The sequence below is a fragment of the Alkaliphilus flagellatus genome (genome assembly GCF_018919215.1).
GTDB classification, from domain to species: Bacteria; Bacillota; Clostridia; order Peptostreptococcales; family Natronincolaceae; genus Alkaliphilus_B; species Alkaliphilus_B flagellatus.
This window is the reverse complement of record NZ_JAHLQK010000001.1, coordinates 505,556-519,427: the sequence shown is the minus strand read 5'-3', so window position 1 is coordinate 519,427 and position 13,872 is coordinate 505,556. Positions and strand designations below refer to the sequence as shown.

Annotated in this window: 16 protein-coding genes; 2 read left to right on the top strand and 14 right to left on the bottom strand. The window is 32.7% G+C overall.

Annotated elements, in window-relative coordinates; all coding sequences use genetic code 11:
• Positions 1-171 precede the first annotated feature (171 nt).
• A complete protein-coding gene (gene pssA, locus KQI88_RS02340) occupies positions 172-687 on the bottom strand; it encodes a CDP-diacylglycerol--serine O-phosphatidyltransferase (protein ID WP_216414750.1) in 516 nt (171 codons plus the stop codon).
• Between the two features lie 401 nt (positions 688-1,088).
• On the opposite strand from pssA, the gene fba reads away from it, so the two are divergent.
• Positions 1,089-2,018 carry a class II fructose-1,6-bisphosphate aldolase gene (fba, locus tag KQI88_RS02335; RefSeq protein ID WP_216414749.1) on the top strand — a complete coding sequence of 310 codons (930 nt, stop codon included), beginning with the start codon at positions 1,089-1,091 and terminating at the stop codon, positions 2,016-2,018.
• Between the two features lie 26 nt (positions 2,019-2,044).
• Here fba and KQI88_RS02330 read toward each other — a convergent pair whose 3' ends face one another.
• The 3 genes from KQI88_RS02330 to gap form a co-directional block, all read right to left on the bottom strand.
• Positions 2,045-2,737 (bottom strand): metallophosphoesterase, encoded by a 693-nt coding sequence (locus KQI88_RS02330; protein ID WP_216414748.1) that lies wholly within the window; start codon positions 2,735-2,737, stop codon positions 2,045-2,047.
• A 35-nt stretch (positions 2,738-2,772) separates the two neighbouring features.
• Positions 2,773-3,573, bottom strand: coding sequence for a GTP pyrophosphokinase (locus KQI88_RS02325; RefSeq protein ID WP_216414747.1), 801 nt, complete (start codon positions 3,571-3,573; stop codon positions 2,773-2,775).
• Positions 3,574-3,909: 336 nt separating this feature from the next.
• Positions 3,910-4,923 carry a type I glyceraldehyde-3-phosphate dehydrogenase gene (gene gap / locus KQI88_RS02320; protein ID WP_216414746.1) on the bottom strand — a complete coding sequence of 338 codons (1,014 nt, stop codon included), beginning with the start codon at positions 4,921-4,923 and terminating at the stop codon, positions 3,910-3,912.
• 234 nt (positions 4,924-5,157) lie between these two features.
• Between gap and KQI88_RS02315 the strand changes: the two genes are divergently transcribed.
• Positions 5,158-5,388: a SelT/SelW/SelH family (seleno)protein gene (locus KQI88_RS02315; protein ID WP_216414745.1), complete on the top strand. Its 231-nt coding sequence runs from the start codon at positions 5,158-5,160 to the stop codon at positions 5,386-5,388.
• A gap of 63 nt (positions 5,389-5,451) precedes the next feature.
• Here the strand turns inward: KQI88_RS02315 and KQI88_RS02310 are convergent, their stop codons facing one another.
• From KQI88_RS02310 to KQI88_RS02265, 10 genes are all read right to left on the bottom strand, one after another.
• On the bottom strand, positions 5,452-5,868 hold the full coding sequence (locus KQI88_RS02310; RefSeq protein WP_216414744.1) for a hypothetical protein: 417 nt from the start codon (positions 5,866-5,868) through the stop codon (positions 5,452-5,454).
• 79 nt (positions 5,869-5,947) lie between these two features.
• Positions 5,948-6,895, bottom strand: coding sequence for a TIGR01212 family radical SAM protein (locus KQI88_RS02305; RefSeq protein WP_216414743.1), 948 nt, complete (start codon positions 6,893-6,895; stop codon positions 5,948-5,950).
• Positions 6,896-7,091: 196 nt separating this feature from the next.
• Positions 7,092-7,481, bottom strand: coding sequence for a universal stress protein (locus KQI88_RS02300; RefSeq protein ID WP_216414742.1), 390 nt, complete (start codon positions 7,479-7,481; stop codon positions 7,092-7,094).
• A 258-nt stretch (positions 7,482-7,739) separates the two neighbouring features.
• Positions 7,740-8,975, bottom strand: a complete 1,236-nt coding sequence (locus tag KQI88_RS02295) for an MFS transporter (RefSeq protein WP_246579082.1) — start codon at positions 8,973-8,975, stop codon at positions 7,740-7,742.
• 33 nt (positions 8,976-9,008) lie between these two features.
• The gene (locus tag KQI88_RS02290; RefSeq protein ID WP_216414740.1) at positions 9,009-9,740 is read right to left on the bottom strand and encodes an ABC transporter permease; all 732 of its coding nucleotides are present in this window, start codon (positions 9,738-9,740) and stop codon (positions 9,009-9,011) included.
• On the bottom strand, positions 9,734-10,459 hold the full coding sequence (locus tag KQI88_RS02285; RefSeq protein WP_216414739.1) for an ABC transporter ATP-binding protein: 726 nt from the start codon (positions 10,457-10,459) through the stop codon (positions 9,734-9,736). The genes KQI88_RS02290 and KQI88_RS02285 overlap by 7 nt, the downstream gene beginning before the upstream one ends.
• 85 nt (positions 10,460-10,544) lie before the next feature.
• On the bottom strand, positions 10,545-11,204 hold the full coding sequence (locus tag KQI88_RS02280) for a TetR/AcrR family transcriptional regulator (RefSeq protein WP_216414738.1): 660 nt from the start codon (positions 11,202-11,204) through the stop codon (positions 10,545-10,547).
• Between the two features lie 134 nt (positions 11,205-11,338).
• Complete coding sequence (locus KQI88_RS02275; RefSeq protein ID WP_216414737.1) at positions 11,339-13,003, bottom strand: glycosyl hydrolase family 18 protein; 1,665 nt, start codon at positions 13,001-13,003, stop codon at positions 11,339-11,341.
• A 136-nt stretch (positions 13,004-13,139) separates the two neighbouring features.
• Positions 13,140-13,418 carry a LysM peptidoglycan-binding domain-containing protein gene (locus KQI88_RS02270; RefSeq protein WP_216414736.1) on the bottom strand — a complete coding sequence of 93 codons (279 nt, stop codon included), beginning with the start codon at positions 13,416-13,418 and terminating at the stop codon, positions 13,140-13,142.
• Positions 13,419-13,513: 95 nt separating this feature from the next.
• Complete coding sequence (locus KQI88_RS02265) at positions 13,514-13,864, bottom strand: hypothetical protein (RefSeq protein WP_216414735.1); 351 nt, start codon at positions 13,862-13,864, stop codon at positions 13,514-13,516.
• Positions 13,865-13,872 lie beyond the last annotated feature (8 nt).

Genomic DNA, 13,872 nt, shown 5'->3' with positions numbered 1-13,872 from the left:
CATTATTCTTTGTTATATAGATACAATATATTATTTGTTCTTCAAAATATTATATCCTACTTTGTGTTTTATCACAATTTAGCGATAAAAAATTTAGTCTGATGATATCCTCAATAGTTAAAAACTTTATACTGTCTTATACAATAAAAAAGACTCCCTAGGGAGCCAGATTTATCTCTTCTTTAGTTTAATTTTTTGACTTACCATTGAATAGGAAAGAAACATCATCATAAATATAAGAAAATATGTACTTGTATTATAGTTCATTGAATATAAGTTTACTAGAGCAACAATGCCACCGCTAACAGTAATAGGTATACCCATATATACTCCTTCAAATTCGGTTACATTATATCTTGCTAAGCGATAAGCTCCTGCAATTGGAAATAAAATAATAATAGCCATTCCTATTACTCCATAATCAATTAAGTGACTGGCCCAAATTAAAATAGCCGGCGCCACACCAAATGAAATTAAATCACATAATGAGTCCAATTCTTTTCCTAAGTCACTTTCTGCATCAAACTTTCTTGCTAATTTACCATCAAAACGATCCATTAAAGCAGCTAATAAAATAAGTAATGCGGCTAAAAAGTAATTCTCTGCTAATATATTGATAATTGATAAAACTCCCAAGGATAAATTGAATAAAGTAAACATATTAGGTATATGGGATTTAATTCTCATTATATCTCCCCTATCTATTTTCATATTACTATAATTCCATAATTAGCAAATATATATTTATATAATAATCGTTCGTTGCAGATATTTTAAAATAATTATATCATACCTCCTGATTGTGTTAGTATATTTTTAACAAGCCTTTTTATCATTTTACTTTATTTCACTCAAAATTGATAGTGAGAAATCATAAAAACTTGGTTTAATTTGTTATATTAAAGTTCTTCTATATAAAATAGACTTTAATTTATGATTATTATTTGAATATATTTTTTCTATAGGTTTAACATATTAATATATACTTGGACTACTTTTAACCCTAATTGACGATACATAGCCACTATGATAGAATTAAGAAAAATACACATATTATTGCACCAAAATTACATATAGGAGGAATCACTATGCCATTAATTACAAGTAAAGAGCTTTTTAAAAAAGCATACGAAGGCAATTATGCAATTGGAGCCTTTAATGTTAACAACATGGAAATAATACAAGGGATTGTTGAAGCAGCTAAAGAGGAAAGATCGCCATTAATCCTTCAAGTTTCTGCTGGCGCTAGAAAGTACGCAAATCCAATCTACTTAAAAAAGTTAGTAGAGGCTGCTATTGAAGACTCTAACTTACCTATTGTATTACACTTAGATCATGGGGAAGATTTTGAAATTTGCAAACAATGTATCGATGATGGTTTTACATCTGTTATGATCGATGCATCCCATTATGAATTTGAAAAAAATATTGAAATTACTAAAAAAGTTGTTGAGTATGCACATAATAAAGGTGTTGTGGTAGAAGCTGAGCTTGGAAGATTAGCAGGTGTAGAAGATGCTGTAAATGTAAGTGAAAAAGATGCAACATATACTGTTCCTGAGCAAGCAGCTGAATTTGTTGAAAAAACTGGTGTCGATTCGTTAGCTATAGCAATTGGTACAAGTCATGGTGCTTATAAATTTAAAGGTGAGCCTTCCTTAGATTTTGAAAGATTAAAGCAAATTCAAAAATTATTACCTAACTTCCCACTAGTATTACATGGTGCATCTACTGTATTACCTGAATTTGTTTCTCTATGTAATAAATACGGTGGAAATATTCCAGGTGCACAAGGTGTTCCAGAGGAAATGATTCGTCAAGCAGCACAACTAGGAGTATGCAAGGTAAATATAGATACAGATTTACGTCTTGCTATGACTGCAGCAATTAGAAAAGATTTAATAGATAACCCAAGTAACTTTGATCCAAGAAAATACTTAGGTGCAGGTAGAACTGCAATTAAAGAAATGGTTCAGCATAAGATTAAAAATGTATTAGGATCTAACAACGCAATTTAATATATTAAAAAGGTAGCTATTAATAGCTACCCTTTTATTTCTATCATTTCAAATCTAGCATAATCACAGGATGTTAAGTAGTAATTAATTCCGTTATAAATTCCTTTTAGACCAGCCCCATAGGATGTTTCTCCATGTAAATGTCCATATATTACATGTCTTACATTATATTTCTCTAAGACTTCAGTAAATAAAGATGGCTCTAACTTATCATTTGTAGGTGGATAATGAAGCATGACAATGATATTATCATATCCACTTCTTTTAGCAGTATTTAAAGACATCTCTAAACGACTAACTTCTCTTAAATATATTTTTTCGTCATGATTTGTAAACTTATAATGATTAGGGCAATTCCAACCCCTTGTTCCACATATTGCATATTCTCTATATGTAAAGAAATTATTTTGTATAAAGCTCATAGAATCAAATAATGAATTCAATTTTGTTATTGAACCCCACCAATAGTCATGGTTTCCTCTAATTAAATACTTTTTACCAGGCAAATCTGCAATCCACTCTAAATCTATCATTGCCTCCTCTAAAGTCATCGCCCAAGATATATCTCCAGGAATAAGAACAGCATCATCATTATTAACTTTTTTTAACCAACTATCTCTTATCTTATTTGCATGGTCATTCCACTGAGCACCAAATATATCCATAGGTTTATCAGAATGACCACTTAAATGTAAATCCCCTATAGCATAAATTGCCATATTATCACCCTATTTCCTATTACAATAATCTATTATTAAGGTTCTTGATTTTCAATAAAAACATTTACTTCTCTAGCAAAATTTCTTAATTCTCTAATATCCCCCTGATCCCATAGCTCATTAAATTTTTCTTGTAGCTCGGTTGCATCTGTTATTCGTCCCATAGCATACAAGGAATAAATATCTCTTAAAATATTAGAAACAGTATTCGATTTTATTTCAAACATTTTTTGTGCCTGACGTATTTCATGCCTAATTTTAGACATCTCTTTATCTAACATAAATGCTGCATCTGCTGCTTTTATTAGTCTTTCATTAATATGTTCTGGTATATTATGCTTGTACTTATATCTTAAAGAATGTTCTATTGTACCCCAAAAATTCATTGCCAAAGTTCTAATTTGTACTTCTGCTAATATTTTTTTAGGCCCCATGGCTGTTTGAATAGGGTATCTAATAACAATATGATAACTTCTATACCCACTAGGCTTAAAATTATTAATGTAGTCTTTTTCATATACAATTTCTAAGTCATTTCCATCACGTTCACGAATATAGTCTACAACAGTATATATATCTTCAACAAACTGGCACATTATACGGATACCAGCTATATCTTCAATTCCTTCTTCTATATTATCTATTTCCACATCTAGCTTTTTTGCTTTTTCTAATATACTAGAAACCTTTTTTACTCTTCCCGTTACAAATTCAATTGGTGAATACTCTCCAATAGTTCTTAATTCGCTGCGAATACTTTTAAACTTTACTTTTAATTCTTCTACCGCATTTTCATATGGAATTAAAAACTTCTTCCAATCTACTTGTTGATTCATAGTACCACCCCACTACTTAGATTTCCAATAATTTTTCTTAAATATTTATATACTTGATTTATTTCCTTTTATATTATATCATTATTTCTAATTTTAGCCTATTTATCTATATTAAAGTTACATTATTTTAATAAAAAAATAAAATTCAAATATTGCTGTCCACTTTCTAGTATAGCTATATAGGCACTACCTAGACCATTACTACTATCCTATCTATTTAAAAACATCCAAAAATTTCAAAGTGTATGGTTTCCTGTATATTAATAAAGTAGACCTTTCAAATGAAAGGTCTACTTTATTAATATATTAGATTGTAATTTTAAGTGCTTTAAAATTCTATAGTCCTTTTTTAGCTATGTAGTTAGCTAAATCAACAATTCTATTAGAATAACCCCACTCATTATCATACCATGAAACAACTTTTAACATTTTGTCTCCTACCATCATAGTTGATAAAGCATCAACGATTGATGATCTAGGATCTTTTTTAAAGTCAATAGATACTAGAGGTTCTTCAGTATAGCCTAAAACTCCTTCCATCGAACCCTCGGCCGCTTCTTTAAGCTTTTGATTTACTTCTTCTACAGTTGTATCTTTGTTTAATTCAACTACTAAGTCAACTACAGATACAACAGGAATAGGTACTCTCATAGCCATACCATTTAGTTTACCTTCTAAAGAAGGAATAACCTTAGCTACAGCCTTAGCTGCGCCAGTTGTAGTTGGTATAATAGATTCAGCGGCTGCTCTCGCTCTTCTTAAGTCTTTATGAGGTAAATCTAATATTCTTTGATCATTAGTATAGGCATGAACAGTTGTCATTAGACCACTCTTAATGCCAAAGCTATCTTCTAATACTTTAGCTACTGGAGCTAAACAGTTTGTTGTACAAGATGCGTTGGATAAAATATGGTGTTTTTCTGGGTCATACTGTCCTTCATTTACTCCCATAACAATGGTTAAATCTTCCCCAGACTTTGCTGGTGCAGATATAATTACCTTCTTTGCTCCACCTTGTAAATGCTTAGAAGCATCTTCCTTTGTTAAAAACATTCCTGTAGATTCGATAACTATGTCTACTCCCATTTCTCTCCATGGAATTTCAGCTGGATCACGGAAAGCTGTAAACTGTATCTTCTTATCTCCAACATAAAGTGCATCTTCTGTAGCCCTAACCTCTTCATTCATTTTTCCATATAATGAGTCATATTTAAATATATGTGCATGTTTTTCCGGACCACTGGTACTGTTAATAGCAACAACTTCAACATCCCAATTATACTCTAAGGATGCCTTCAATACTGCTTTACCAATTCTCCCAAAACCATTAATTCCTATTTTTGTCTTCATATGTATCCTCCTTATTGTATTAAATTGCAAATCAATTATACATCATTAATATTAATTATAACATACTTTTTAAGAAAATAATCAATATATGCTTAATAAATAGTGCTTTTAAAATTATAATTTCAAAATTATAAAAACTGTTTCTTTATTATTTAATAGGGTAAAATAGTAATAGAAATTTTCTATAGCGCATATATTATCTATAAAAAAAAACTATACTTTGGAGGTTATATTATGGAAAATAAAAAAATTAGTATTGAATACTGTACTGGCTGAGGCTATGTACCAAAAGCCATGGAATTGGCTGAACATCTTTTAAGAACATATAAAAATGAAATAGAATCACTTACTCTTATTCCTTCATCTGGTGGGGTTTTTGAAGTTATATCTGATGATAAATTAATTTTCTCTAAAAAGGAAATGAAACGCTTTCCTGAAATTGATGACATAGATAAGAATCTCTAATATTAACAACATATTTACTTTTTTATGGCAATAAAAAAAGCAGCTTAGCTGCTTTTTTGTATTTTATCCAATTATTAAATACTTATTCAAAAATTGTGGAAGACTCTCTTTCTCAGAGCTTATAGTTATTACAAAATTAATATTATATTTCAACTCAATATTATCAAGTTTGCAAAAAAATTCCTTCATCTTATCTAGCTCTCTATTAGTTATGTTATATAATCCATCGATATAAATTGTTTCTATATCATAATTGGATGCAATAATACCACATATAAAACCATAAAAACTTTCTTCATCCTTAACTTCATATTCTCCTATATTAATAAATCTAATTTTATAGTCTACTTGCAACATACGTGTATTACGATGATCAATATAGATTAAATGTCCCCTTGCTTTTTTCACATCTTCGTTAGCTATTTGACTTAATATCCTAGTTTTTCCTCCACCTGCAGGGCCAACTATAAGCTTTATCATAAGACAAAACCTCCTAGAAATATTTTTATATATTTTAAATATTCTATAAATTCTTTCTTTTCCCTGCATGATAAAAATATTATTTTAGTGCTTTTCCACCTAAATAATTTGCTTTCTTCCCTTGATATCTTTCTTCTATAATCATTTCATCATGAATTTCATCGCGAATTTTCCACCAGCTCGTATTCCAATTAACAAATAAACTATTCTCCTCTGGTGCTCTACCTATTAACCGCTGAACAACGATTTCAGGAGATAAATGTTCTAAAAATGTAATAACCCTCTCTTTATATTCTTCAACTGAAATAAGTTCTATTTCTCCTCTTTTGTATTCTGTTCCCATTGTTGTATTTTCCATTATATATAAAGCATGTAACTTTACTTGTTCAACATTAAGTGCAGAAATAACTTTTGCATTCTCAATTACATCATCCATGTTATCCCACGGTAAGTTAAGTATTAAGTGAGTACATATATCAAACCCATATTCTTTTATAGTTAATACAGCATCAATAAATTCACCTAGAGTATGGCCTCTATTTATTTTATTTAGTGTGTGATAATTAACAGTTTGAAGTCCTAGTTCAAATGATATTTCAATTCCTGTCCTTTTCCCTAATTCCTTTAAAAACTTTAAATATTCTTCCTCTATACAATCTGGCCTGGTTGAAATAGCAATTTCGACAATTCCCTCCATCACCGCTTCTTCAATATATACTTTAAAAACATCTATAGGCATATATGTATTTGAAAAATTTTGAAAGTAGGCAATGTACTTGTTTGCTTTATATTTTTTCTTTATATGATCCCTAGTTTTTGTCAATTGTTCTTGAACTGAAAAGCAATTTGATAAACTTTCGAATCCAGTGCCTACCTCAGCACAAAATGTACAACCACCTTTACTTAGTTTCCCATCACGATTTGGGCATGTTAATGGTAAATTAACTGAAAGCTTGTACACCTTTTCACCATACTTCTCTATTAAGTATTGTGAGTAGGTTCTATATAAAAGTTGATTTTTTTCCATTTATACTCTTCTCCCTTACTACTGTTTTAAGGTAATACAGCATAAGTAACAATATATTACCCAATAATTTTATTTTAACATTATACACTTCATTGTTAGCAAAATTCTATTTATTATTATCTGTTTCTTATACATTTCTAAATAATAATAGAGATTTCTATTTTTATAGAAACCTCTATTATTTAATACTATAATTTTAATAAGTCGAAACTACTTTTATTTCAATATTTTGCCCTAGCTTTTTAGTTAACTTAGAAATAATATTATTGTCCTCTGAAACCTCTGGAGATTCACCCAATACAATAATGGTAATGCTGTTTTTTTCACAGAAGTCAACAATGGTCTTAACAACCTCTGATGACCTCAATACTGTCATATCTGCTCCTACTGCCTTTGAAATTTCAAATAAGTAATCCAAGGCTTCTCCTTCCTGAGAGTTACCTAAAAAGTTCCACCCTGTAGGTGCAACATGGACAACAAAAAGATCTCCACCTATTTGTTCCTTAATTTTAACCCCAGACTGAATTAACTTTTCACAGGTTTTTTGTTTTGTTACACATACCATTATATTGTTTTCATTGTTCATATCCCGGGCCCCCTTCTTATGAGTTATACCATTATTAAAAAATTCTCTGTGCGCCCTTAAATCTTACCTTCTATATTATACTATACTTTTAAGTATATTTCTTCTCAAATTAAAAAAAGACCCATATAAAGCTACATAGTAATAGGGACAATTTAAAGTCTAAACTATAAACAGATAGGGAAAAGACAAAGAGCAGATGTCGTTATGACATCTGCTTATTTTGGTTAAAGTCAAGTCTCGCCAATTGAGAAATAAAATTTATTCGCTCAGTGTTCCAAAAGTGCTTTTGGAATATATGGCAATCATGCAAGAAATCAAAGCGGCACCTAAAACTACAATCCATGGTATGGCGTTAAACTGTTGAAACAGAATGCCATATAGTGCCTGACCAATAGGTTGGGCACACATGGAAAGTGCCAACAAACAGGAAATCACCTTGCCAACAAGCTGTGGCGGCGTCTGTGCCTGCACAAATGAAAGTATTTGTACGCTGAACATAGTGGATGCTGTCATCAGAAAAAAGCTCATAACAGAGATAATCAGATAGCTGATAAAGGGCGGACTTTGGAATAACAATGTCAGTCCCATAGGCAGCACGCCACAAGCACACATAAGCAAGAGTAAATGTGATTTTTTCACATCCAGCTTATTTCCCAAAAGTCCTGCTAAAATTCCCCCTGCAAGTCCGCCTGCTGCAAGTGCACCTTGGGAGTATCCAAACAAACGATCACTCATTCCCAATGTTTTCGTTATCAATACCGGCAGACCAATGATCAGCATGGCACTTAAAAAAAGGTTGAATAAGACCAGTAAACCCATTACACGAAAAAGCACTGGTTTTTCTGTCCTAATAAACCGCAGGCTATCGGTTAAATCCTCACGTACAATAGTGAGTACACCCGTCTCGATGGGTTTTTTTTGGTGAGGAATGCGGATAAAAATTTCCATTACGGCAGACAGCATAAAGCAAATACAACTTATGAGCAAAATAGGCGAAAGTCCCCATGTACTAAACAGAATACCACCAATAATGGGACCTAACAGATTTGCCAGTGCATTCACCTGATTGATCACGGCATTGGCTGACATCAGCTGTTCCATCGGAACGAGCAGCGGAATGCTCGCTTGTACTGCCGGCTGATATGCTCCCTGTATGCCATAAAGCATCATAAGTATTAGGATAAAAAGTGGTACTAGCGGAAGCATTTCAAGTACAACACTAAACACAAAAATTAAGACGGCTGTAAAAAAATCCAGAACAACCATAATGTTTCGCTTGTTAACACGATCTGCTAGCACGCCGCCCAAAAGGGATAGGACGATCATCGGCAGAAAGGAACAGGCCGTCACCACGCCGAACAAAGCGGCAGATCCTGTTTGCCTTAATAAATAAAGGGGCAGGGCAAACCGCAAAATAGAATTGCCGAACAGGGATATGATTTGGCCAATGACTACTAAGGCGAAATCTTTTTTAAATAAAGCTGTTTTCTTCATAATTATCATTCCTCCGAAAAACTTTCAGTAAAATTATAGCACCTCCATGCGGTTTACCATTCTTGTCAGACCTAAAAAGATCACAAAGCCGATGGTCAATAGCAGTAACATGGTTGCAAGCATAACGGTAATAGAGCTATCTAGAAAAAATGAGAACAGCTGTGAACAAGGGCTTGCCAATATAACTGCAGATACAATAGTAATCGGAACGGATTTCTTCCAAAAACCAATTCGCAAGGCTATCAAACCAATGGCTCCCGATAATAATGAGAGAATCAACGTTGTAGTGAGCAGATAGGTAAAGGTCGTAATCGTAAACGGCTCTGAAAGAATTTGAAACAGATTGGAGCAGATACCAAACAACGTGATTGCCGCCAAATTACACAGAAACATCATGCCAGTCGTAAACCAAAATACAAGACTGCATTTTGCCCACAATATGCGACTACGCTTTATGGGATAAGAAAAAAGCAAAATAGCTCGTTTGCCTGTGTATTCGGTTACAATAAATCGGGCGTGCATTACCGTAGAGAGCACCGCGAAGGAAGTCATTGAAATGGTGGACATCATTGCAATCAGATTATTCCAGCCTGAGAACATGGCAAGCTCCTTTGCTGAGAGAATATCCCCTTGCGATTCTACAATGGCAGGCATAAAGGCAAAGAGAAAGCATAAGGCCAAAATCCCAAGAAAAATACATCCGCTGGCTACTTTGTATCCTGTCAATTTATTTCTTCGCAGTTCTAATCGAATTAATTTCAACATAAAATCCCTCCATTCATAACTCCAATAAGATAGTTTTCTAAATCATTGGGATGCTGCTGTTTCAAAGCAGACATGCTTTCCTCTAAAATCAGTTGTCCATATGCTAAAATTCCTACACGGTCTGCGGTTTGCTCTATCTCACTTAGAATATGACTGGATATGAGCAGCGTCATACCCTCAGCCTTTAACTGCCCAAACAGCTCACGCATTTCACGAATAGCAATTGGATCAAGTCCATTGATAGGTTCATCCAAAAGCAATACCTGTGGTCGATGTATCAAGGCACGGGCAATCCCTAGTCGCTGACGCATACCAAGCGAAAACTGTGCCACTGGTTTAGTACCAGTGCTGCTTAGCCCAACCTGTTTTAGTGCGTCTTGAATATCCCCCGAAGTGCCCATATATTCTAAATGGATAGACAGATTTTCAGATGCTGAAAGATGCTCATAGAAGTAAGGTGTTTCGATAAAAATACCGATTTGCCTTAGCAGCTGTGCTTTTTGGCTGTGACTATCCATACCTATAACCTCTGCGTTGCCTTCAGTGGGCTCTAAAAGCCCTGCAATCAGCTTAAGCAGAGTGGTTTTACCTGCCCCGTTTGCTCCAAGAATGCCATAGATTTCACCCTGATTCACAGAAATACTGCATCTTTTCAATACTTCTTCACCAGAAAATACTTTTGTAAGGCAGTTTGTATGTACTGCCAGTAACTTGTTCATGTTATATCCTCCTTTTTGCATACCTGCGGTTGGTATGTATGATGTTAAAAATAATCTGCTCTCTGGGAGCAGCTATTTTTGTAGGTTACTTGTGATTTTTCTCTTCGTATATCTTGGTATATTTGTCAAAGCGTTCCAGCATTTGTTCATTAACTAAATCAAGCCCCAATCCCAACAGGATTTTTTGAAAAAATCGGCACTTGCTCAGCATCTCCTTTGGAGAAACTGCAAAAATCATAGGGTTTAACCATACATTTGCAAGCAGTATCAAAACCTCTGCAAGCTCTTTGGGATATTCTGTTTGGATGGATCCGTCTGCAATACCCTGTTCAAGAACTGGCTGAATGTAAAACGGCGCCGCCTCCTCAATGGAGCTTTGCAATTGAAGTGCCAGAAATTGTGGATTTTTTAGCAGATTTGGTGCAACAGAAAACATTTTATCTTGTGTTGAACTTTCCAGAGAAGAACAGAACATTTTCTGTAATTTCTGTAAGCCATTCAGCTTTTCATCATCACGAATAGCAGTCATGCGTGTCTCTGTTTCCTTGTGAATATCTTCGGCCACAGCTAAAAAAATCTCTTCCTTAGACTTAAAATGGTGATAGATAGCACCCTTTGTCAGTCCACCTAAATCATTGATAATATCCTGAATAGAGGTATGCTCATAGCCTTTTTCTATAAACAGTTTAAGAGATACCTCCAAAATCCTGTTTACAGTTTCTTCTGGATATTTATTTCTTGCCACAGAGTTTCACCTCCAATACATACTTTTAGTATGTATTTAGATTAACAGGTATTTCGCCGCTTGTCAATGTAAAAATATTTTTTAATCACCTCATGCACAGCCGCCTAATCCTTGAGTCCTTTTGTTTTATTAATCTATTTATCTACTAACAGCTCTAAAATATCTCTTTGTATTTCTCCAATCCTCCAAACTGATATTCCCTTAATGCCATAGTATTTAGCCAACAAAATTTTACTTTCTATACTTTCTCTATTTTCATACTTAATGATTATATCTTTACTTTCAGCATTATCAATTACATTATATTCAAAGGATGGTGTCATAGTGTTAGGGTTAAAATTTACCTTACCCTTAATATCACTACTATTCAACCTATTGTAAACACTTGACATAGCAGGTGTATGTATTTGATCCGATGGATAAATAGTACTATTACTTTTCCTAAATATCCATTGTGTAGCTCCTGCTACTTGTAAACCTAAAATAATCTTTTCTGGATTAACACCTTCAGTAATTAAATTTTCCAATGCCTCCTTCACCTTATAAATAGGTGCATGATCAGTTGGTGTTGTTGTATTATTTCTATCATAATAATCATAAGCCATTAGTATTATTTCATCAGCCACTTCAGAAATTCCACTATAATCATAACCATCATAATATCCCACAACATTATTTGGCTGTACTGCAACGGACAAACTATAATTGTTAGATTTAAGTTCTTTATTTAATTCAATTAAAAACTCTAAGTATAGTTGTCTATATCCTTGTTCTCTATTACGTATATTTTCAAAGTCTATTAGAACGCCTGTAAAGTTATGATATCTTAAACTCTCTACTATTTCTGTAATAGCAGCCTGCCAGAAAGTTTTATTTTCTAAAAAAGGATATATTAGAGAAGTTCTAGCTTCTGTTATCATTAATATTCTATTCACACCTGCTTTTTCAACTAAGTGTAATGGTTCTTCAAAACCTGAAGGCCTTTTATAATCACTTTTACTATCAGCCATACTAAATATTATATCTCCATTTTTTAATGCCTCTAGAGAACCCCAGCCAAAAGCTATATCATTAAATGTGTCTTCGATTTCAAGCTCTTTAATCTGCTCAAAAGATTTAACTGCATAGAACCCTAGTTTTTTCAAGTCTTTCTTATTATGCAAAAATCTATGTAATATTATAGCTGCTTCCGCCCTTGTAGCCGTATCATTAGGTTTAAATATATAACCTTCATTTACCTTTGACCCCGTAATAATTCCTTTACTCCATGCTATATTAATAAAAGAAGCTGCCCAGGCAGGAATTTCCGACTTATCTTTAAACTCAAAGTCATCAAATTCTATTTGTTCACTATCTAAAATCTCTAATGCCCTTACTACCATAATTGCCATCTCTTGCCTAGTAATTGGTCTAGACGGCTCAAAGTTTTCTATGTAATCCTCAGGAATAATAATACCATTTCCTACAGCGGCTTCTATATACGGATATGACCATAAATTAGGATTAACATCTATAAAGCTTTGGGCAATAGCTTTATTTTCTATAGAATATCCAGCTGCCACAATTAAGGCCTTTACAAATTCCTGTCTACTAATTTGCTTTTCAGGTCTGAAGCTATTATCCTCAGGATATCCTGTTATAATACCTAGATGTTGCAAAGTATATAATACTTCTTTATAATCATTAATCCAATGATTTTCTATATCTTTAAGCATAACTATAGAAGTATTTCCATAAACAAGTAAATTAGAAGTAACTAAAATGGAAAATATTATTATGTAAGATATAATTCGTTTCATATGATCCTCCTTATTAAAGTACGTTTTTTCTAAATTATACCATATATTTTCGACCAAGACCAAAACAAAAAGACCCTATAATTTCGCACTAAACTATAAGGTCTACTTTGTATAGTATTACTTAATTTGTATTCTTCTAAGAGTATGCTGGAGAATCTTGATAAATATGTGGTTGTGGTGTATCTGTACATGGAATGCATATTCGTTGCCCAATCATTATACAACTTGGATCACTAATTTGTGGGTTTGAATCTACTAGTATTTGAAGTCCTGTATTATATCGCACTGCAATCCTGTACATAGTATCTCCTGGACGAACTATGTATATTCTTCCATTGGTACCACTAGGGGGCTCCGGCATAGGCTCGCCCATCATATTAGATAAGGTATAAGAATTCCTATAATTATATGACATAGTGCACCTCCTTTTTTTATTCACATTACTATTATATGCAACACTTCTATTTTAGTTATAAAAAATTTGCCTGAAATATTTCAGGCAAATAAATATTATTTCTCTATTAGCTTAAAGGAAACACTATATTCCTCTTGTTTAACAATTATTGCATATTGTTCATAATCAAGTTCAAAATTAAGTAAATGAGATAGCAAATCTATATTTTTTAGAAAATGAATGCTACATCTATTATTAACATTACTAGTATTAAACCTTATAACTATACTTTTAACTTCGGATAATTGTATTCTAGACATATTTTCTTCTTTAATAAAAGGTAAAAATAAGTTTACCGTTTTATATTCTATTGGAATAAAAAGATCTACATCGCCATTTTCATCCTCTTGTCTAATTTCTCTAATTTCAAAGTCGCTTTTCAAAACAAAATTACTTTTTTTATACATTTTATTTT